Origin of the sequence: Vibrio sinaloensis, assembly GCF_023195835.1 — a bacterium.
GTDB classification, from domain to species: domain Bacteria; phylum Pseudomonadota; class Gammaproteobacteria; order Enterobacterales; family Vibrionaceae; genus Vibrio; species Vibrio sinaloensis_C.
Genome location: NZ_CP096200.1, coordinates 79508 through 100841 on the forward strand (window position 1 = coordinate 79508; position 21334 = coordinate 100841).

At 47.0% G+C, this 21334-nt stretch carries 16 protein-coding genes; 11 read left to right on the forward strand and 5 right to left on the reverse strand.

Features of this window, described 5'->3' with window-relative positions; all coding sequences use genetic code 11:
* Nucleotides 1-48: 48 nt before the first annotated feature.
* Nucleotides 49-1494: a formate transporter FocA gene (gene focA / locus MTO69_RS14010; protein WP_248335020.1), complete on the reverse strand. Its 1446-nt coding sequence runs from the start codon at nt 1492-1494 to the stop codon at nt 49-51.
* A gap of 257 nt (nt 1495-1751) precedes the next feature.
* On the opposite strand from focA, the gene MTO69_RS14015 reads away from it, so the two are divergent.
* Nucleotides 1752-2657, forward strand: a complete 906-nt coding sequence (locus MTO69_RS14015) for a LysR substrate-binding domain-containing protein (protein WP_248335021.1) — start codon at nt 1752-1754, stop codon at nt 2655-2657.
* A gap of 172 nt (nt 2658-2829) precedes the next feature.
* Entirely contained in the window at nt 2830-3315 is a 486-nt protein-coding gene (locus tag MTO69_RS14020; protein ID WP_248335022.1) for a DUF1097 domain-containing protein, read from the forward strand.
* Nucleotides 3316-3424: 109 nt separating this feature from the next.
* Here the strand turns inward: MTO69_RS14020 and MTO69_RS14025 are convergent, their stop codons facing one another.
* Complete coding sequence (locus MTO69_RS14025) at nt 3425-5056, reverse strand: ATP-dependent endonuclease (RefSeq protein ID WP_248335023.1); 1632 nt, start codon at nt 5054-5056, stop codon at nt 3425-3427.
* A 229-nt stretch (nt 5057-5285) separates the two neighbouring features.
* On the opposite strand from MTO69_RS14025, the gene MTO69_RS14030 reads away from it, so the two are divergent.
* The 3 genes from MTO69_RS14030 (at nt 5286) to MTO69_RS14040 (ending at nt 8918) form a co-directional block, all read left to right on the forward strand.
* Nucleotides 5286-7037, forward strand: a complete 1752-nt coding sequence (locus tag MTO69_RS14030; protein WP_248335024.1) for a bifunctional metallophosphatase/5'-nucleotidase — start codon at nt 5286-5288, stop codon at nt 7035-7037.
* A 458-nt stretch (nt 7038-7495) separates the two neighbouring features.
* Nucleotides 7496-8449 (forward strand): TerC/Alx family metal homeostasis membrane protein, encoded by a 954-nt coding sequence (locus MTO69_RS14035; RefSeq protein ID WP_248335025.1) that lies wholly within the window; start codon nt 7496-7498, stop codon nt 8447-8449.
* 277 nt (nt 8450-8726) lie between these two features.
* Complete coding sequence (locus MTO69_RS14040; RefSeq protein WP_248335026.1) at nt 8727-8918, forward strand: hypothetical protein; 192 nt, start codon at nt 8727-8729, stop codon at nt 8916-8918.
* A gap of 186 nt (nt 8919-9104) precedes the next feature.
* Here MTO69_RS14040 and MTO69_RS14045 read toward each other — a convergent pair whose 3' ends face one another.
* Nucleotides 9105-9338: a hypothetical protein gene (locus MTO69_RS14045; protein WP_248335027.1), complete on the reverse strand. Its 234-nt coding sequence runs from the start codon at nt 9336-9338 to the stop codon at nt 9105-9107.
* Here MTO69_RS14045 and pulA point away from each other — a divergent pair.
* Nucleotides 9331-15378 (forward strand): pullulanase-type alpha-1,6-glucosidase, encoded by a 6048-nt coding sequence (gene pulA / locus MTO69_RS14050; RefSeq protein ID WP_248335028.1) that lies wholly within the window; start codon nt 9331-9333, stop codon nt 15376-15378. The two genes, MTO69_RS14045 and pulA, sit on opposite strands and share 8 nt — an antisense overlap.
* Before the next feature lie 64 nt (nt 15379-15442).
* Here pulA and MTO69_RS14055 read toward each other — a convergent pair whose 3' ends face one another.
* On the reverse strand, nt 15443-16000 hold the full coding sequence (locus tag MTO69_RS14055; RefSeq protein WP_248335029.1) for a PhnA domain-containing protein: 558 nt from the start codon (nt 15998-16000) through the stop codon (nt 15443-15445).
* Nucleotides 16001-16264: 264 nt separating this feature from the next.
* Between MTO69_RS14055 and MTO69_RS14060 the strand changes: the two genes are divergently transcribed.
* Entirely contained in the window at nt 16265-17347 is a 1083-nt protein-coding gene (locus tag MTO69_RS14060) for a site-2 protease family protein (protein WP_248335030.1), read from the forward strand.
* A 27-nt stretch (nt 17348-17374) separates the two neighbouring features.
* Here the strand turns inward: MTO69_RS14060 and MTO69_RS14065 are convergent, their stop codons facing one another.
* Entirely contained in the window at nt 17375-18160 is a 786-nt protein-coding gene (locus MTO69_RS14065; RefSeq protein ID WP_248335031.1) for a M48 family metallopeptidase, read from the reverse strand.
* 87 nt (nt 18161-18247) lie between these two features.
* On the opposite strand from MTO69_RS14065, the gene MTO69_RS14070 reads away from it, so the two are divergent.
* From MTO69_RS14070 to MTO69_RS14085, 4 genes are all read left to right on the forward strand, one after another.
* The gene (locus tag MTO69_RS14070) at nt 18248-18691 is read left to right on the forward strand and encodes a hotdog fold thioesterase (RefSeq protein ID WP_248335032.1); all 444 of its coding nucleotides are present in this window, start codon (nt 18248-18250) and stop codon (nt 18689-18691) included.
* Nucleotides 18688-18921, forward strand: a complete 234-nt coding sequence (locus tag MTO69_RS14075; protein WP_248335033.1) for a DUF3389 domain-containing protein — start codon at nt 18688-18690, stop codon at nt 18919-18921. The genes MTO69_RS14070 and MTO69_RS14075 overlap by 4 nt, the downstream gene beginning before the upstream one ends.
* A 76-nt stretch (nt 18922-18997) precedes the next feature.
* The gene (locus MTO69_RS14080) at nt 18998-20695 is read left to right on the forward strand and encodes an SgrR family transcriptional regulator (RefSeq protein ID WP_248335034.1); all 1698 of its coding nucleotides are present in this window, start codon (nt 18998-19000) and stop codon (nt 20693-20695) included.
* A gap of 9 nt (nt 20696-20704) precedes the next feature.
* On the forward strand, nt 20705-20956 hold the full coding sequence (locus MTO69_RS14085; protein ID WP_248335035.1) for a hypothetical protein: 252 nt from the start codon (nt 20705-20707) through the stop codon (nt 20954-20956).
* The last annotated feature ends 378 nt before the right edge of the window (nt 20957-21334 follow it).

A 21334-nucleotide genomic window follows, 5' to 3' on the forward strand; every position in this document is an offset into this window, starting at 1 on the left:
CTTTTTGATCAAGCGACTTATTTCCTGATCAAAATCTGTGAGTCTCTATTAAGACGCAGTCTCTAGTTGAGGTTCTACCATTTGAATGCGCTCACCGTAGATAGGCCTTAAGGCTTGCAGAACGTTTTTGCGCTCAATTAAACCCACCAGTACGCCATCTTCTAAGACGGGTAGTGCGTGTGGTTTGCTTACCTTCATCGCTTTGGCTCGTTCTTCTAGTGACAAGGTAGTCAGCTGTGTGGCGATCCCCATACTTGTCGTCGGGTATAATTGCTCTTTATCGATGCATAAGAACTCGGCGATATCGACTAGACGTTCTTGCGCCTTTATAGCCACCACGTCTCTAGCCATTAAGTCGACGACCTTTTGCTCAGTGTTAGGTAAATAGTCTTGGCACCATAGATCTACCATCACATCGTGCGCAGAGAAAAAACCCACCACGCGACCATGCATATCGCAAACTGGAGCCCCCATCTGCTGATGATCAAGCAGCGCATCAATTGCCGCGCTAACAAGCGTATCTGCGCTTAAAACCAAAGGTTGGGTGTTCATAATGTCTTGAGCAGTAACGTTGTGATTCATAGTTAATTCCTTAGCCGTTGTTATCTGAGTTGTTGTGATTGGTGAAATGTTCGCGATATTCATTTGTGGTTTTCGATAAATCATCCAGTTGGCTAACCCGACCAGTACCGCACCACCGACGATGTTGCCAAGAGTGACTGGAATTAGGTTGGCGAACACAAATTGGGCAATGTTTAAGTCCGAATAGATGCTGGCATCAACCCCTATTTGTTGCCAAAAAGCGTCGGAGGCAAAATGTTGTATGACGATACCTAGTGGCACCATAAACATGTTGGCGACACAGTGCTCAAAGCCACTCGAGACAAACATGGCGACGGGCAGTATGGTCATGGCCGCTTTTGTTAATGCATTTGCACTGCTAAACGTTAGCCAAATGGCTAAGCAAACCAGTAGATTACACAGCACGCCCAATGAGAACGCCTGCAATGTTGTATGGTGTAATTTATGCTGCGCAATATTGAGTGCATTTAAGCCCCACTGACCGTGGTCCATTTGATACAGACCAGCAGCACTGACGATCGTCAGCAGTAACATGGCGCCGATGAAGTTACCGACATAGACTTTTCCCCAAATAGAGAGCATTTTTCCTAAGCTAATTTCGCGGTTAGCCCAAGAGATGCTCGACAACACAGAACTGGTGAACAGTTCACCGCCACAAATGACGATGAGGATCAATCCCATACTAAACGCGACGCCACCAGCCAGACGGCTAAGCCCCCAACCCGTTGTCTCTGCGCCTGTCGTTACAGTGATATAGAACAGAAACGCTAGGCCGATAAATGCGCCCGCCATGATGGCTAACCCTAACGTCATCGAACTGGTTTTATTGGCTTTACTCAAAGCGAACCGTTCAGCTTCTGCCATCATTTCGCTCGGAGAAAAGTACTGTTTATTCGCTGGTAAGGACGCCATAGGGACTCCCGACTTTGATTCTCATAAAAACTCCTTGGTTAAACACAGGCAGCACAACGTTGCTGCCCAATCAAATTACGTCGACGACACCTACAGGTAAAATTGATAATTTTTAAAAACCACATCAAATTAATTGATATAAGAGCAGATCGAGGTAGAATGAAACGGCTTGCTTATTAGCGAAAATGTCCGGTCAGAATTTTCCGTTAATTCAATGGCGTAGCACTAAGATGTAGTTCACAAGGATTTGGATCACGATGCGATATTCATTAAAACAGCTCGCCGTTTTTGACGCGGTAGCCGATACGGGCAGCGTCAGCCAAGCGGCGGACAAGTTGGCATTAACGCAATCTGCGACCAGCATGTCGCTGGCTCAACTGGAAAAGATGCTGGGTCGCCCTCTGTTTGAGCGTCAAGGTAAGCAAATGGCTTTAACCCACTGGGGCATGTGGCTAAGACCGAAAGCCAAGCGGTTGCTGCAAGATGCACAACAGATCGAAATGGGGTTTTACGAGCAACATTTATTGAGTGGCGAAATCAAGCTAGGCGCCAGTCAGACCCCCGCCGAGCACTTAGTCCCCGATCTCATCAGTATTATTGATAATTCCTTTCCAGAGATGCGTATCTCGCTGAGCGTTAAAAGCACGGATAGTGTCATTCAAGGTGTCTTAGACTATAAATATGATCTAGGCATCATAGAGGGGCGCTGTGATGATAATCGCCTTGATCAAGCAGTGTGGTGTCGTGATCATCTCACTGTAGTAGCTGCCGCCCATCATCCCTACGCGAAACATGACAAGGTAAGTCGTGCACAGTTAGAAGAAGCGCGTTGGGTATTGCGTGAGCATGGCAGCGGCACACGCATGGTGTTTGATAGTTCCATCCAGCACTTAACCGAAGATCTCGATGTGTGGCGAGAGTACGAACACGTCCCAGTACTGCGCAGTATGGTGGAAAATGGTCAGTACTTAACTTGCCTTCCATATCTTGATGTCGAACGTTTTATCGAAAGTGGTAAGTTGGTTGCTCTGAATGTCCCCGAGCTCAATATGGAGCGAACGCTCTCTTTTATTTGGCGCGCTGATATGGTTGAAAATCCGTTGGTCGAATGTATCAAACGCGAGGGAGCCAGAATGATGAAGGGCAAACCGAGCGTTTTGTAACGAGCTCGATATTTCCTAATTCTGTTGAAATATCGATTGCATCACAAATAAATGCACAAACATACATATCGTTTCTTAATTAATGTGATCTATGCGATGTGCATGCTCGCGTATTTTGCCTAGTATGCCTTCTTGGACACTTGATGTGTGAAGCCACACAAAGCGAGACGTTATGAGCACTTTAATCGCAATTTCACTAACTACCGGTATTTTGTCAGGCTTATGGGGCTGGATTGCAGTCTCACTAGGTTTACTGTCTTGGGCAGGATTCTTGGGGTGTACCAGCTATTTTGCCTCCCCTAATGATGGCTTAAAAGGGCTATCAGAAAGTTTGATAACCAATATGAGTGGTGTGTTCTGGGCGATGGTGATCATCAAAGCGTCTGAGTTTGCTTCATTAGAGATTCTTGGCTATGTGATTACTGCAGTTGTCGCGTTCTTGATGTGTATTCAGGCTAAGAAAGCATGGCTCGGCTATATTCCGGGCACGTTTATCGGCTGTTGCGCCACTTTTGCAGCAGCGGGTAATTGGCAACTGGTGGTACCGTCGCTAATTCTAGGTGGTATTTTCGGTTATCTAATGAAAACCAGTGGTGTGTGGTTACATCAAAGGTCAACTCAATCTCAAGCTACTAGCGGTGTACAAAGCCACTCTTAGTTTGCGATACATTCCTAAACACCTCTCCTAGTGATTAGGAATACCCCCGATTGATTTGTATCAGCAGCAAGTTTTTGATACGCGGCATCTGAAACCAGATGCCGCTTTTTTATGTGTTGCCATTGGCCATAGTCACCACACGTTTTAGCGTCCAACGCAACAAGATGGGTATTCCCTCAATTCCTTTTAACTCGCAATGCGACACAATGGCCAGCGCAAGGTCGGGCTTAGCAAATTTCTTCAATACCCTAGTAACGACTTTCTTAGCCGGAATCGGGTGGTCTAATGGGATCTTCAGCATGCCTTTAAAAAATGGCTCAAATCCATTGTTGTAAAGGAAGTGCTCGATATCCCGATCAGGGAGTTCGGTCAGCCGATGACGTTCTTGATCATGACCCAGTTGGTTACGCACCGTCGTGGCGTACTTTTTACCCGCAGCGTCGCCATCTGTGACAACATGCCAATCGATACCAAATGCTTTGGCGACTTTAATCAATGACTTTAGCCCCGATTGGGCAAACTCTATGATTTGCACACCTTCAGCCGCAAGGTTGTAACCACACTGATTGGCGAGCTCGTTGAATAGCCAAACTTCCGTTTCTCCTTCGACCAGCAGCCAACAGCGGGCGAATAGCGCGCCAGAGCGATGAAAACGAATATGAAAGCCAATTCTGCGCAGTTCATCTCGGCCCAACTTTTGGTCGGATAGGTAGGTGGTAATGGTACGGTCGGACTGTCTCACCAAACGTCGAATACTCGACAGTGGAACTTGACGCAACAAATCGCCGCTGTTGGTGGTTAAGATCTTTTGCATCGGCAGTAACTGGAGCAATCCCCACGCCCTAGCCAGATGGGTTGGGTGGAGGCGTCCTTCGGGATCTTCGACGATCAACAGCGGCCGAGCACAGCGGCGCAGTGCGGTCGGGCCTTTCGCCTGCAAGTAAGCGTTTAACAGCCCCATTAAAAGTAATCGAGTCTGTTTGTCTTTTGTCTCTTCAACCACTTGAGAGAGACTTTTCGCACCCGGTGCGGCATTGAAAAATATTCCGTCGCGCTGTTTGCGTAAATTCTTGCGATTGTTAGGTTTAAATGAGAAGTAGTGATCAACCAAGGCATTCATTGAATTGATGCTGCTCCGCATCTCGCCTTTGTTGACGTGACCAGGGATCGCCATCAGGCGTCGATAGGTATTGTCTATTCTTTTTTCAACCCGGGTGTTGTGATTGTTGCCATTGCCGATAGGGCGCTCAAAGCGACGGGAATCCTTAAGACGAATCACCGGGTGCAAAGTCATCAGCTCTTGCGCAAGTTTTTCACTGTGATGCAGCGCAAGTGCATTTCCATCATTGTCTAAGAAGCTGTAACGCGTGGTGATATTGTGCCCTTCGCGAGACGCACTAAGCCGATAGATAATGCGATGTCCATTCGTTGGATCGTCGACCCAAATCGGTTTTAGTCGGCGATAACGACCAGCATGAATTTCTTGTTTTTCGGTAGAAACCAGGCTGAGTACGATCTGTAAGTGCTGAGTTTGCGGGTGAGCGATGGAATAGTCGACGTGAAAGTCGGTCATTTCAAAGGTGTAAGGCACACCTTCAGGAGGCAGGGCAACGCTCAAAGCGTCAAGTAGGGAGGATTTCCCCCATGTATTTTCACCAATCAAAGTGGTGAGATCATCGAATGCAATAGACAGGCGCTTAATGCCGCGAAAACCGGAAATCTCAATGCGCTCTAGCTTCATAGAGTGGCTCCATTACGCTGTTGTTACTATTAAGCATAATAGAAAACTCCTGTGATAGCAGACATTTAGCTCACACTGTGACAAGTAATTAAAAATCAGACAGATTTTCCTTTGTAGTGACAGATCAAGTTTTGTCGTGCACTCGCGGCTCGCTTTGCATTAATTGTGTGAAATATAATGAATCTGTCACATTGAATGCGGTACGATGTAGCGGAAAAGAGAGATACATATGACAAATAAAAATTATAACGTAACCAAACTACGTCTAGCGCACATCAACGATACTCATTCATACTTTGAACCCACTTCATTGCAATTGGCGATAAATGTCGACGGGGTGGAGTTAAATCCATTCGTCAGCGCTGGGGGCTTCGCTCGCATTGCGACGCGGGTCGACCAGTTAAAACAGCAAGCAGAGCAACAGCAACAGGGCTTTTTGTTTCTCCACGCTGGCGATTGCTTTCAAGGCACGCTCTATTTTTCGCTGTTCAAAGGAGAGGCCAACGCGACGTTGCTCAATGCACTTAATATTGATGCGATGGCGCTCGGAAATCATGAACTCGATATGGGAAATGAGCCGGTCGCACATTTCGTTGATCGCATCCAGTTTCCACTATTAGCGGGTAACTGGGATTTATCCAATGAGTTACCTCATAAGCGTTTTCGATTGCAAGGTCACAGGAATGTGGTGCCTTACGATACAGATCAACACCGCGCCAATTGGATAGAGAAAGCGGTTGGCGACGATAGAGTCGCAATCTTCTCGTTGGCGCTAGACAAAATGGCCGAAATTTCTAATCCAGATTGGGATACACCGTTTGTTGATGCGGTAGAGACCGCCAAGAATACCGTCGCCGCTATCCGACAATCTGGTATCAACAAAATTATTCTGCTCAGCCACATGGGCTATGAAGCTGATCTCGACTTGGCCAACCATGTCGATGGGATAAGCGTCATCGTGGGCGGACACAGTCATAGGTTACAGGGTGACTTTAGTCTGCTTGGGCTAGCAAAAGATGACCCTTATGGCGTGAGAGTCAACCAAACTTATGTAGTGCAATCGGGCATGCACGCATTGAGCTTAGGCCATTGTGATCTAGAGTTTGCACCAGACGGCACTCTTACCCGATTCGAGGGTAAAAATGAGTTGTTGCTCGGTCGCCGATTATTCATCGATGCCAGCATGAACGAAACCCATAATGACTCACCGTATCAAGTCGCTCGCAGCTACATTGACGCCCATCCCAATGTCATCGTGTGTAAAAAGCAGCAGTCACTACAGACCCTACTTGAGCAAAAATACACATCGCAAGTGAGACAACTGCAAAAGCAAATCATCGCCACTTGCGATCAAACGCTGCGCCATACCCGCATACCCGATCAGCAGGGGCCAAGCGACATTGCCCCTTTAGTGGCTGAATCCTTTGCCTATCAGATGAAAAAATTGGGCCATCAAGTCGACTTTGCGATTCATAATGCCGGTGGGGTGAGAAACTCACTCAGTGCAGGCCAAGTATCTGTGGCTGACATAGCAGGTAAACTGCTGCCTTTCGCGGTCCCGATTGGCATTTACTATATTGAGGGACGCGAGATTGCCAACATTCTTGAGGGCGCAATAAACAACGCACTGAACAATGGCGTGGTAGGAACCGGTGATGGCTCATACCCTTACACGCATAACTTATGCTTCGAGTACTGCTGTGATGAACCATTGGGAGCGCGTATTAAACGGCTCAAGTTGCTTGATAATTGCGGTCAATGGCAGGAGGTTGAAGATGACAAAGTGTACTGCGGCACCTCTTCGGCTTATACCATGAAAGGCAAAGAAGGCTATGAAGCCATGAGTAAGATGCAAGGTGAGGGGACTATTACCACTTATTCAATGGCTGACTGTTTTATTAACTTCGTAAAAGATCATCCCGAGGCGCTTAATCGTCTAAATACCCCATCAGTTGATCAGAAATGGCATAAAGGTTGCTAAATCTCCGATGAATCCAAACTCGCGCAATATCGCAGTAAAGGGGGATTTATGTGGAGTAAAGATTGGCTTGATGTGGTGGTAGTGATTGGTTGGATAAGTATTTGGACCGCTCTTGTCTATTTCGTCCCAACGGGCGGCGTTTGAGCCCACCGTGTACTCACCAATAAAAGGAGCATTTTTTGCTCCTTTTTGATTTTTTTACTAGACGTCTGATAAATAGCGACTTAATATCCGCGCTGTTTGGGGAGTAGTCGCCTCTGGTTTACTTATCGTCATCTCGATAGCCTGTTTGTTATCCGGTAAGTATAAGTGACGTTGATATTGTTCATCAGCTTAGCTTCGACGAGACCAACGTAATCAAATTCTGCATCGCTTTATTCAGGTGCAGGTGGTTTGTTTGCGGTAGGGATCGTCACATTCATCTCATTTGCCCCGATCCCTCCGTTTCAGGAGGACATATGACCCCGGTGACTTACATCAGTTTTGCCCTGTTTACCTTAATGCTCGTCGCCATCGACATTTGGCAAACGCGAGGTGGCAACGTTTCGCTTAAAAAAGCGGCAATATGGAGCCTGTTTTGGTTTCTATTGGCATTTTTGTTTGCCGCCACCTTGTATCTGTTTTGGGATGTGTACGCGCCCAACAGTGATTACAGTGCGCAAAAAGCGACCATTGCATTTATCACAGGCTACCTGTTAGAAAAATCACTGAGTGTCGACAATCTATTTGTCTTTGCCATCATCTTTCATCAGTACATGGTACCGGAGCAGTTGCGTCCACGAGCGTTACTTTGGGGCGTGATTGGTGCGTTAGTGCTACGAGCAATAATGATAGCCGTTGGTGCGCAATTGTTAGCGCAATACCACTGGGTACTCTATCTGTTTGCGGCGTTTTTGATTTGGACCGGTATTCAACTGGCGAGAGAGCAAGGTGAAAGTCAGGTTAATCCTTTGCCGGAGCGCCTTATTCGACGTCTGATGCCTGTCAGCCAACAGTTTGCTGGAGGAGCGCTGAGCGTGGTGGAAGGCGGTCGACGCGTGGCGACGCCGATGCTTATTGTGATTACAGTGATCGCCTTTATGGATGTGATGTTCGCGCTCGACTCAATCCCAGCGATATTTGCCGTAACCAGAGAGCCGTTTTTAGTTCTCGCCGCGAATGTGTTTGCCCTATTAGGACTGCGATCATTGTACTTTGTGCTGCAAGGCATGATGGATAAGTTTATCTATCTAAAACCAGCATTGGCATTCATTATGGTGTTTATCGGCATCAAGATGATATTGGTCGGCAGTGAGTGGGAGATACCCACCATTTGGTCACTGACGGTACTTTTGGTGACAATGGCCGCGGCTGTGATTGCTTCAGTCGTGAAAAAGCGGACTCTCACTGAACATGCCAAGGTATTAGAATAGTTGTGGCGCGCCCCGCGTTTTTTAGTACATAAAGATGTAAAAGTTGTGTGAAATACCAGCGCGGGGTGGCGATGGTTAGAAATAAATATTAGCCAAAAGTGGCCTAATCAGCATTTTTATGCACCATAACAAAATAGTCCATAAGTCGAACTGTTAACAAGCTGTTTCATTAGTTTTTCTAATTTAAAAATGGAAAATTTGTCATTTTTTGAGCACCGAATTATTGCCTATGATTAGCTCATCAAAACGAATTAAACCAGTTTATAGAGAGGCAATCATGGCACAAGCAATGCAAATGGGTAGTATCAATGCTCCTATCTCTATGGATAAAAAAACCTATTCGGTTTCTTTCAAAGGATTGATTGCTCACTTACTCGACATTTTATTCACTGACAACAGCGCACCAAGTGCTCACTATTCAAGTGATTTGTCGAGCCACATGCAAAAAGACATCGGCTTATATCGCTAAGCCAATGACCATTTTTTAAAAAGCCAGCAGTCGCTGGCTTTTTGTTTTATGAATCATTGAAAATGCCGCTGAGTAGGGCCTCGCGTTAAATCGATTTTTGGCAACAGGTCATATTTCTCAAATATGCAACACATTGTGCTATTCCTACAGGTTTGCCGATTTGACCAGTACAAAGTGAAATGGCACTCACCAAATTCCATTGTCGATGGTAATTCTCTGATCACTTTCATCACCCCCAATGTGATCTTTCATCCATTTAACTTTCTCCTCCCTAGCATCTACGCCCATTAAATCAATTACATAGGATGAGGTGATGCATTCATAGCCAATTATAAGGTTGAGTTGTGCTTTTCTAAGTACCCGCTGATCACAGCGGAAAACAACAACGTGAATGAATAATGGAATTAAAACAATGAACATCAAGCTTACCCAACTGAGCTTAGCGATGGCTTCGCTCGGATTGTTAGTTGGTTGTAATGATCAGCTTAACGTCCAGGTAATGGATGGCTATATCGAAAACGCCGAAGTGTGGTTAGATATCAATGGTGACTATCAGCCTAGTGACAATGAACCCACTGCGACCACGGACCAGCTTGGCAAGGCAAGGCTATCGGTGAGTGGACTCAATCGCGACCAGCGCAGTGCTGTGTTGATCGCACAGGTTAACAAAGGTCGCTCTATTGATAGCGATATTCCCGGCGTGACATCGACACGCGACTATGTGATGTTGGCACCGAGCGAGTACAGCTACATCACGCCATTTTCCACCTATATTGCTCTGCAAATGCAGCAGGGAATTAGTGAAAAGCGCGCCCTTAGAAAGCTTCGCCGTCAGCTTAAACTGCCTAAACTGGATGTGCAGCAAGACTATTTGCAAGCGCAACACACGACCACAGCGCAAGCCGCTAAAGCGCTAAGCCAACTCCTGCCAGCGAAGGCGGACGACTATAGCGATAGTCAGTGGCACGAGCTATTAGAGCAAGGAGCCAAAGCACTCGGCACGGCGATCAAACAAAATCGCGGCCAGCTCGATAATTTGACCTTAACCCTAGATGATAACAATCAACCGATAGTCGCCCAAGACAGTGACTTAGATGGTGTCGCTGACCAGCGCGATCTGTTCCCTTACGATCAACAAGAATCTGCTGATTTCGATGGCGATGGCATTGGCGATCACGCGGATCTTGATGATGATAACGATGGGTTTAGTGATGACATTGAACTTTCTCTTGGCAGCAATCCCTATGACGCTAACAATCACCCAGCCGACTTAGATGGCGACAAGATTCCCGACAGCCTAGACGAAGACATTGATGGCGATGGCTGGAGTAACACAGACGAAGTGCGTTTGGGCAGCGACCCTTATTCTGCTGCACATCAGCCAAGTGATTATGACCAAGACGGTATTGCTGATAGTGAAGACAGCGATATTGATGGTGATGGCTCGCCCAATACCTTAGACGCCTTTCCCAAAGATAGATTAGAGAGCCAAGACACCAATGGCGATGGCTTGGGCGACTTTGCCTCTAGCGACGACGACGGCGACGGAATTCCTGACTCTATCGATCCAAATCCAAAGAGTCCTGACAATAGTTCAACGCAGCCATCTCCAAATTACCAGCAAGCGGTTATCTATTATAAACGCGCAGATGCCAATTACGACGGTTGGGGTTTACACCTTTGGAACAATGGCAGTTGCGATGCTGTCGCTAACGCTGCACTAGAAGGTGTCGACTGGGGCAATCCGTATCAATGGCAGGGCGTTGATCCAGAATTTGGCGCGCAATTTGTGGTGCCACTAAAAGATGCCCATGGTGCGTGCATGAACTTTATCGTTCACAAGGGCAATGATAAAGCATTGGGCGGCGATGATTTAAAGCTAGAGTTCAAAAACGGCAACACCCTATATACAGAACATGGCAGTACGACACTTAAGTATTCGCCAGACCAGCAGACAGCAGTAGAGCTAAGTGGCGCTGCGGCGCATTGGTTGAATGTTACGACACTGGCTTGGTTTGAACACTCCGACGCTGCCAGCTATCAGTTGTGGTCGAGTAAGCAAGGTGGGGCAGAGATTACTCAGCCGGAGCGCTTTATCAAGCGAGAAATTGCACTCGGCGGGCAGATCAAACATCCAGGCTTTCCGCATTTAAACGATCGTCACGAATTTTTGTTGAGTGTCAGTGAAGACGAAGCCAAAGCACTGCTCAAGGGGCAGTTGATAGTGGTGGCGTTAGATAGTGACAATCTGCCTTTAGCGGCCACGCGTGTGCAAGTCCCAGGCGTTATCGACGCCCTCTATACCCAAGGAAGCGATGATGCCGACGAGGCAAAACTAGGTAGCTGGATTGAAGGCAACACGGCACATTTCGCGCTTTGGGCACCAACCGCTCAGCAGGTTGAGCTCTATCTGTACGACCAAGATAAAGCGCTGATAGCATCGTCACCAGTGGCGATGACACTCGATTCAAAGACAGGCGTTTGGCACTACCAAGGCTCGGATGAACTAGAAAATGTGTTCTATCGTTATCGCGTCAAAGCGTACCATCCGAAAACGGATCAAGTAGAATGGATGATGACGACCGATCCTTACTCGTTGTCGCTCAGCACATCTAGCCTGCATTCGCAGCTTGTCGACCTGAATGTGCCTGAGACCAAACCAGCAGGTTGGGATAGTCAAACCGTCCCTGAACTTGCCAACCCAGAAGACAACATCATTTATGAGCTGCATATCCGTGACTTCAGTGCCAGCGACCAATTTGGTACAGCGCAGCGAAACGGAAAATACGGTGCCTTCTTGGAAGAGGAGCGCGATAGCGTCAAACAGCTTAAGTCACTACGAGAGGCCGGGCTGACAACCATTCACTTATTGCCAAGTTATGATCTTGCTTCAATCCCAGAAGATCAGGCCAAAACCGTTAACTTGACTGACAGCGTGGCGAAACTGTGCACGGTCAACCCGAACGCGAAGCTCTGTAGCGATGGTACCAGTCCAAGCACAACCATTATTGAACTGTTAGAGCAAACTGACCCTTCTAGTGGTGAAGCGCAAGCGCTACTGGCCGATATACGACCCTTGGACAGCTTCAACTGGGGATACGATCCGTTCCACTATAGTGCGCCGGAAGGCAGCTACGCCGTATCAAGTGACGGTCGCGAACGTATTCGAGAATATCGAGAGATGGTGCAAAAGCTTCATCAACTCGGCTTTAGGGTGGTGCAAGATGTGGTTTACAACCATACCTATTCGTCCGGCTTGTATGATAAGTCTGTGTTGGATAAAACCGTTCCTGGCTATTACCACAGATTGAATCCGATCACAGGCGCCGTTGAAAACTCAACCTGTTGTGATAACACCGCTTCCGAACATCGAATGTTTGAAAAACTGGTGACAGACAGTGTGATGATGTGGGCCAAAGACTACAAGATTGATGGTTTCCGCTTTGATCTGATGGGACACCTGATGAAATCGAGCATGCTGCATGTTTATGAGCAAACCAAAAAAGTCGATCCCGATACTTGGTTCTACGGTGAAGGTTGGAACTTCGGCGAAGTGGCTAATGGCCAGCGAGGTGAAAACGCCACTCAATGGCCAATGGCAGGCACTGGCATTGGTACCTACAATGATAGATTGCGCGATGGTGTGCGTGGTGGCGGACCATTTGATAGCGGTGATGCGCTGCTGAAAACCCCTGGCTTTGCGAATGCAGGCGATCGTTTTGACGCCAGTCTGCAATCGAAAATGGACTTGATTCGTTATGGAATGACCGGCAACTTACAAAACTACCCACTGCAAACAGCGAGTGGCAGCGTTGTGTATGGTCGCGATTTCCAATATGGCGGACAAGGCGCGGCCTACACGCTCGATCCCCAAGAGTCGATTAACTATGTCTCTAAACACGATAATCAAACTTTGTGGGACTTTAACCAATATAAAGCGTCGCCAGAGGTAACCGCTGCGGATCGTGCTCGCATGCAGATCGTGGGTTTATCCACCGTCATGCTCGGTCAAGGGGTGCCATTCTTGCACATGGGCTCTGAGCTACTGCGCTCTAAATCGATGGAACGTGATAGCTACGATAGTGGTGATTGGTACAATAAGGTCGATTTCAGTAAGCAAACCAATAACTGGAATATCGGATTGCCACGAGCCGACAAAGATCAGGCTAACTGGGATGCGATTAAATCGGTGATCAGTAACCCTAATACTCAGGCAAGCGCTGAGGATATTGAATGGACCGACAATGCCTTTAAGGCACTGCTAAAAGTGCGCAGTTCTTCACCGCTACTGAGATTAGTTAGTGAGCAAGAAGTTATCGAACGGGTGCGCTTCCACAATACCGGACCGGATTCATTGCCAGGGCTGATTGCGATGTCGGTCAATGATGGTGTAGCGGTCGGTGCGGATCTCGATAACGCCAATGACGCTGTGATGGTGATCATCAATGCCAATACCCAAACCCAACATCTGTACGTTGAACATGCCGCAGGCTTTGAGTTGCATCAAGCACTGTTCGATTCTGCCGATACACGAGTTAAGCGAGCTAAGTTCGACAGCGGGACGTTCAGTGTCCCTGGTTTAACGGCTGCTGTGTTTGTTATTCCTCAAAGTGGTGAGCAGGGTGAAGGTCTCAACATTGAGGTCAAACCGGTTGATGTGGCCCCGTTTGGTAGCACTCAAGTTTACTTGCGCGGTTCGATGAATGGTTGGAGCACCGATAACGAACTGAGCTATCAAGGCGAGGGGATTTATCAGTTTAATGGCTACTTAACCCCTGGCGAGTACCAATTCAAGATTGCTTCGTCTGATTGGAGCTCGGTTAACCTAGGCTTTGCTGAACTGGCGCAAGCCAATCAGTCTGTTAGCTTGAGCGACGCTGGCAACGGAAACATCAAGTTACTCGTCACTGAGCAAGGCCTCTATAACTTCGTGTTCGATGCCAGCAATCAAGCGTCATTGAGCGTGGCGGTGATCAATTCGCAAGTTGATTACGCATGTTATGACCAGACAAGGTCAGGATGTGATTTGCGTATCTATCAAGTGATGATTGAGTCTTTTGTCGATGGAGATGCCAATCGCGATTACAACGTCGGTTATGGTAACTCTCATCACAAAGGCGACTTACAAGGTGTTATTGACAGCTTAGACTACATTGCTAGTCTCAATATGAACGCCTTGTGGCTGACACCAATATTCGACTCATGTGCTGGCCAAGGAGGCGATGACAAACTCGACGCTACTGGCTACTTTGCGTGTGATTATTTCAACGTCGATCCAAAATTTGGTACCAATCAAACACTGCGCACCTTGATTGATGAAGCGCATCAGAGAGGGATGTTCGTCTTCCTTGATGGCGTGTTTGGCCATACTCATATCAATGGGGTTAAAGCTTCGCCGAGCGGCAAGTTACCCAGCTTAAAGGCACAATCGGGCTATCCAGGGCAATATGTTGTCTATCCAGATAGCGACAGCGAGGCGTTCTTTACTGAAGTTGCGACCTATTGGATCAAAGAGTTTGGAATCGATGGCTGGCGTCTAGATCAAGCGTATCAAGTGCCTGTAGACACATGGCGTCGAATGAGAAGCGCAGTAGAGCAAGCGTCTCTGGAAAATCTCATCGCTGGTAATCAGTGGGGAACACTTGGCTATATGGTAGGAGAGGCTTGGAGCGGCGCCGATGAAATTACGCGCACCGTTTATGGCAGTGATCAAGAGCCTGGTCTATCGTCTGCGTTTAACTTCCCATTAAGATACGGCTTAGTACAAGCGTTGGCAGTGGAAGAGTCGGGCGCTAAAGGCAGCGCAAGAAGTCTCGACGCCAGTTGGAATGCGCGAGTGCTGTCACCTTACCATGCGATGCCAAACTTAATGATAGGTAACCACGATTTGGTGCGGTTCGGCGATCTTGTTCAGCGTGGCGGGCTGTCGAATTACTTTCAACGTCACAAAGCCGCATTCAGTTTCTTAGCGGCTTACTCAGGCCCAATTACTGTCTACTACGGCGAGGAAATGGGTGATGAGGTTGAAAACTTTGCAGCTAAAGTGACCTCGAACTGCGTTGCACAAGGGCTGTGTGATGATCATGTCGCCCGTTCAAGTGGCAAAGTGGACGGCGTCACCGAGACAACATTTAGCCCAGAGCAAAGTGAGCTAAAAGCTTACCTAACCAAGTTGATGCAAGTTCGCAGTGAACACCCTGCGCTGTACAATGGCGAGCGAAGAAACCTGTGGATTGATGATAGCTTGTACGCAGATCTAAAGGTCAATGGTGATCAGCAAATTATCTATGTGCTGAACACCTCAGAGAGCGCTCAAACACTCAAGCTCGATCTTTCTCGTATTAAGCCAACAACAGAGCTACTCGATTTGATATCAGGCGAAGTTATCAATATTCAGTCAGTCAATGCCTCTATTGAGGTGCCTGCTTTGACCGGGCGATTGCTATTGGTAAAGGAGTGATCAGCGGTTAATAAAAAGGCGCTCAATCGAGCGCCTTATTTCTATTCAGTTGGTCTAAATAGCGTTACTTCTTACGACAGTACTCAGCGATCACATACATAGATTGGCCGCCATTCGCTTTACCAGAAACCAGCTTAGGATCATCGCCAATGCTGATGCCACGGATAACCGTGCCTTGTTTGATCACCTGGTTAGTGCCTTTAACAGGTAGGTCTTTGATGACCGTTACGTCGTCACCTTTTTTAAGCTCAACGCCGTTGCAATCAAGCGGTTTGTCATCGGCAGACATCCCTTGCATGGCCCAGTTCATCTGATCTTCTTCCATGTACATCATGTCTAGCGCATCTTGCGCCCAGCTTTCGGTGTTAAGTCGGGTAAGTTGACGCCACGCTGTGACTTGCACGGCTGGCACTTGGCTCCACATGCTGTCGTTTAGACAACGCCAGTGATTGATGTCTTTAGGTTCGTCAATTTCGCTCAAACACTTATCACAAACCATAATCCCGTAATCCACTGTCACATGGCTGTGCGGAGGAACAGCGTATGCCGTTAATGGTGCATCAGCAGCACACAATTCACATTTTGATTGGCAGCGTTCTAGCATAGTAGCTTGAGAAGACATAATGGACTCACATTTTATAGGGTGTAATTGAAGGCGGTTATTATGCACTTTATGCGTCGAAAATAAAGGGGAAACCCTAATTAGCTGTAATTTGACGCCTTAAATCGAACAAATCGACATTTTCCCTATGTATGTTCTATATTATTAATATCCATCAATAGCTTACAATAAGTGACATTGTCACCGTAAACGAACTATCTTTACCTCTTTAGACTTGATAGGCATAATCAGACTGGTCTTTATATCAATTTAATAGGTAGTAGGTTGGAATTACTCTCCATTAACTTTATGGGCAAGCCGCTTCGACTTGAAGGATCGATGGCTGGTTGGCAACAACTGTATTGGGATAATCAGTTAGTGTCGCAACTAGATGCCAATGCCGAGCGAGGTGAGCGTCATCAGCATCAGTTCACCCTTATGGCCGGTGAGCAACCTTTGAACTGTCGGCTTGACCTATCATTGACTTGGCAACCATTCAAATTGGACTACCGGGTTCAACTGGATGATCAGGTTATCGAGCAGGGCAGTCGTGACAGCAAAGACATTGAACAGCAGGTCCCTTTTACACCTCCACCAGCTGAAAGGCGCTTTAGTCTGATAGGGCTTGTGTCACTTGGCATGAAGGCGCTAAAAAGTGCAAAGCTAATCAAAGTGGTTCTAGCATCGGCCAGTTTAGCTGCCTATTCGTGGCTGTTTTCGTTTCAGTTCGCGCTGGCGCTGATCGCCTGTTTAGTGTTTCACGAATATGGTCATGTAAAAGCAATGAAGTACTTTGGCATGAAAACCAAAGGTATTTATCTAGTGCCATTTCTTGGAGGGTTGGCGCTCAGCGATGAGAAAATAAATACGCGCTGGCAAGATGTGGTCATTTCTATCATGGGACCAATGTTCGGATTTATCTTGTCATTCATTTTGCTCGGTATTTACCTCATTAGCGGTGAGATGTTTTTTGCCGGTCTTGCCGTGTTCAACGCATTCCTAAATTTGTTCAACCTACTGCCTATTTTGCCGCTTGACGGTGGACACGTGCTAAAAAGTATCAGCTTTTCAATGAACAGCCTTGCGGGCATAGCGGTTTGTACTCTGGCTGCAGTTGGGGGTGTGGTTCTCAGTTATTCGCTTGGATTAACTCTGTTTGGCTTTCTGTTAATCATGGGTATGATCGAGATCTTGTTTGAATGGCGCGGCCGTCATCACAGCCATCTGTTGCCGCTAGACCGATATGGTCAGGCAGTGGCAACCATTTGGTACGTGGGGTTAGTTGGCGGATTGATTGGGATCATCTGGTTCTTTGCCGCAACCGGAGACGACTTACTGCGCTTACCGTTGATGATTTTGGGTACTTAAGAGAAAGGGAGCGTTGAGCTCCCTTTGTTAACATTTCGGCTTGGCTACCTTGTAGTCAGGTAATGCTTGGATCTTACTGGCCAAATCCTGAATTCGCGTGTTGTGTGAGGGGTGGGTAGAAAGCAGTTCTGGTGGCTGATTTCCACCAGAGGCTTTGGCCATGTTTTTCCATAGCTCAATGCTCTGATTAGGGTCGAAGCCAGATTTTGCCATCAACTCTAACCCAACAATATCGGCTTCAGACTCTTGAGTTCGGCCATAAGGCATTAAAACACCATACTGCACACCTAAACCCAGCGCCGCCATAGTCACGCCGCGATATTGGGCATATTCCGAGCTTCCTAATGCGACGTTGGTCAACTGTAAACCTGCGTTAGCAAGCTGAGATTGCGACAATCGCTCGTTACTGTGATCCGCGAGTACATGGGCTATTTCATGACCAATAACCGTTGCCAATTGATCATCGTTGACAGCGACATTAAGCAGCCCAGTGTAAACACCAATTTTCCCGCCTGGCAGTGCAAACGCATTGACTTGATCGCTCTCAAATACCACGACCTCCCAGTTTTGTCCGCCAGGCAATGGAGCTACATTGGCGGTGATCGCCTGCGCGACACACTGAACATAAGCGTTGGTCTTATTATCCTGACTGATGGTTTGTTGCTGCTTCATCTGTTCAAACGACTGCGCGCCTAAATTATTCATATCTGCATTTGAGAACAGTAACAGTTGATTGCGCCCGGTTGGCGAAGCAGAGCAGGCCGCGATCAGAATAGAAGCGGCAATTGTTGAGATTTTAAGCCATGCACGCATTGAAATCTCCATTTCCAAATAAAAGACAATTGGCTAATCATAACATTAGGTTACAATCGCTGTTAACTGAATAAAATGAGAATGAAGATGAGTATTTGGAAACGACCTATTGATTTAGACCTCCTCAATAAAACTTCACACAATACCCTGATCGAGCACTTAAACATCGTTTACAGCGATGTAGGCGAAGACTTTATTTCAGCCACAATGCCGGTGTGCTCTTTTACCCATCAACCGCTGGGCATGTTACATGGCGGTGCTTCTGTTGTACTGGCAGAGACATTAGGCTCGGTTGCCGCTAATTTTTGTGTCGACGCAGATAGCTACTGCGTCGGTCTCGACATCAATGCTAACCACGTACGTTCGATGCGAAGTGGGCAGGTAATCGGGACCGCGACTCCCATTCATTTAGGTGTGTCGACCCAAGTATGGCAAATAAACATCACCGATGAACGTGGCCGTCTAATCTGTACCAGCCGCTTGACGACCGCAGTCAAAAAGCACAAAAAATCACCAGTGGGCGTGCAATGATTATTACCTTTAGTAGCGGTAAAGTCATTGCCACCGCCCATGAATTGGTGGTGAAGTTGTCTGGCCCACACAGGGTCTCACTACAATCGCAGATTGATGCTGTGTCACTGATTGGAAAGGGCGCCAATGTCATTGTCGCCCACGGCAGTGAAACGACTTGGTCGGTCAAGCTCGACAATCAAGAGCAGTTACTTCAAATCGCGCAACAAATCGGCATCGACATCCAATAATGGACAACAACACTTGATCACAGTGGGCTAAATGGGGAAACTTCCACTATCACTTGCTAGTTAAGATTTCCCCTTTATGAGTAGCCCACGTTTACGCGTACAGTTTGAAACACTATTTGAGCACTACAAAGGACAAGACTCCGGTGTTCAACTTGAAGATATCACTGATATCTTGTTTTGTACTCGGCGAAATGCGCGCATTGTCCTCAATAAAATGGAAGAAGAGGGCTGGCTTGAGTGGCACCCAGCGCCAGGTCGAGGCAAGCTTTCCCAACTTATCTTCAAGCGCAGTCGCTCCGATGTGAGTGAAAATCTTGCTCGTCGTTATCTTGATGAAGGCAAAATTGGTCAGGCACTTAAGGTGCTCGACAACGACACCGCCAAGCTTGCTCAAGTCGTCGAGGCTTATCTTGGTATTGTTCAGCAAGAAGGGCAACAAGTGGTCCGTTTGCCCTATTATCGGCCGCTAACCAACCTCAACCCGAATGGACCAATGCGTCGCTCAGAGCTGCACATCGCGCGGCAGATTTTTAGCGGGCTAACCCAGCTAGATGAAAAGGAAGCGCTGCAACCCGATTTAGCTCACTCATGGGAAATGCTCACACCCCAACACTGGCGCTTTTACATTCGGCCAAGTGTTCGATTTCACAATGGTGACTTGCTGACCACCAGTATCATCAAAGATTGTTTACAGCAGCTCACTCTCAAACCGCTTTTTTCCCATATAGAGCAGATTGAGTTGCCGGGCCAATTAGTGGTCGATATTCATCTCAGTCAAGATGACTATACCTTACCGCTTCTACTCGCAGAGTCGTGCGCAAAAGTGGTGTTACCTAAGGAACGCAGGGCAGAGGATTTTGATCGTTTTCCTGTCGGCACGGGTCCATATCGCGTCGTGCAAAATGATGATAAACGACTGGTGTTGCAAGCGTTCGATGGATATTTTGGGTTTCGCCCGTTACTGGACCGAGTTGAGGTATGGGTGATTGATGAAGCATACTCCTCTATGGTCTTTCCAAGTTTAACCAAACCAATCAAACCCGATGTGGTCAACTATAGTGATGAGGTTGAGCTAGATCCAGGCAGCACTTTATTGCTGCTCAATCGAAACAATGGCTTGGCCGCCTCCGAAGAGTGGGCGGACTATTTTAGTCAACGGCTCAACTCATTGGCGCTATACCAATTGCTTCCCCAAGACAAAATTGTCGAGCTCGGAGTATTACCAGCGCATGGTCTCAAGCCCGGTTGGTATCATCATACTCGGCAAGGTCAGCCACAGCCACCATGCAGTCGCAGTGTTACCGTTGCCTATCACGCGCAGCACCCTATGTTTCCAACCTTAGTCAAATGCATCGAAGCACTATTGAAGCAAGATGGTCTGAGCATTCAGTTGATCAAGTATGATCACAGCGTTGAATCGACTCAAGACGTTGATATCTGGATCAAGCCAATGGGTATCGCAACCAATCGTGATGATGCACTGGCTGGATGGTTACTCAACTACAGCGATATTCAATCGTTGAGCCGAAAACAAGATTTCGACTATTGGTCTAATGTAGTGAAACAGTGGCAAGCAACAGAAAACGCGCCGTTTCCAGCCAAACTGTTAGGTAAGTCGCTGGTTGAACAAAAGCAGCTGATTCCCATGTTCCATTGCTGGCTTGGGGTGAGCAAAGATCATTGCGGAGCACTGCAAAATACTAAGTGCAACGCATTAGGCTGGTTTGACTTTAGTCAGGTTTGGGTAAAGCCGACATTATCAAATAACGAGTAAGGCATTCTGGTGGTGAAACCGAACAAGAAACAGCCCAGTAAAACCGTCGATATATTCTGCGCAAAATGCAAAACACCGCTGTTTAAGTACCGCAAAGGGGGAAAAGGGGCATTAGTGAAATGCTTCAAAGAGCGTATCGTATCGGATTACACCCGAAAGCCATGTTTGTGCCCTACTTGTGGCACTGAGTTTGCGCGAGATACTCTAGTGCGTGGCACGCCTGCATTTAAAATAATCGGCGGCAAAGTCTTGGTGAAGTAGTCGCCATGCAGAATTATATCCCACAAAAATGGCTGTATAACAATTAAGCTCAAATTGTAAGAAATAGGCCTCTAGGGCTTTTTTTTGAACTTAACGCAGAAAATCAACAAAATTTAGCAAAAGCTCTATCATTGTGTTTTTAACCTGTTAGAATATCCGCAGTTAATCTTCGGTTTTTCCAAATATATAGTAAGGGTGCACAATGGAACTCGGTCTTATCATCGCTTTTATCGTCTCAGCAGCCGTTATGGTTAAGAAAGAGATGGCAGCAGCGAAATAAATCACTCATTCATTCCATTTTTAAACGACTTTTTAATGAATTTGTGTTAATAAAAGCTCCTTAATTGGAGCTCTTTTGTATCTAACTATCTGTTATTT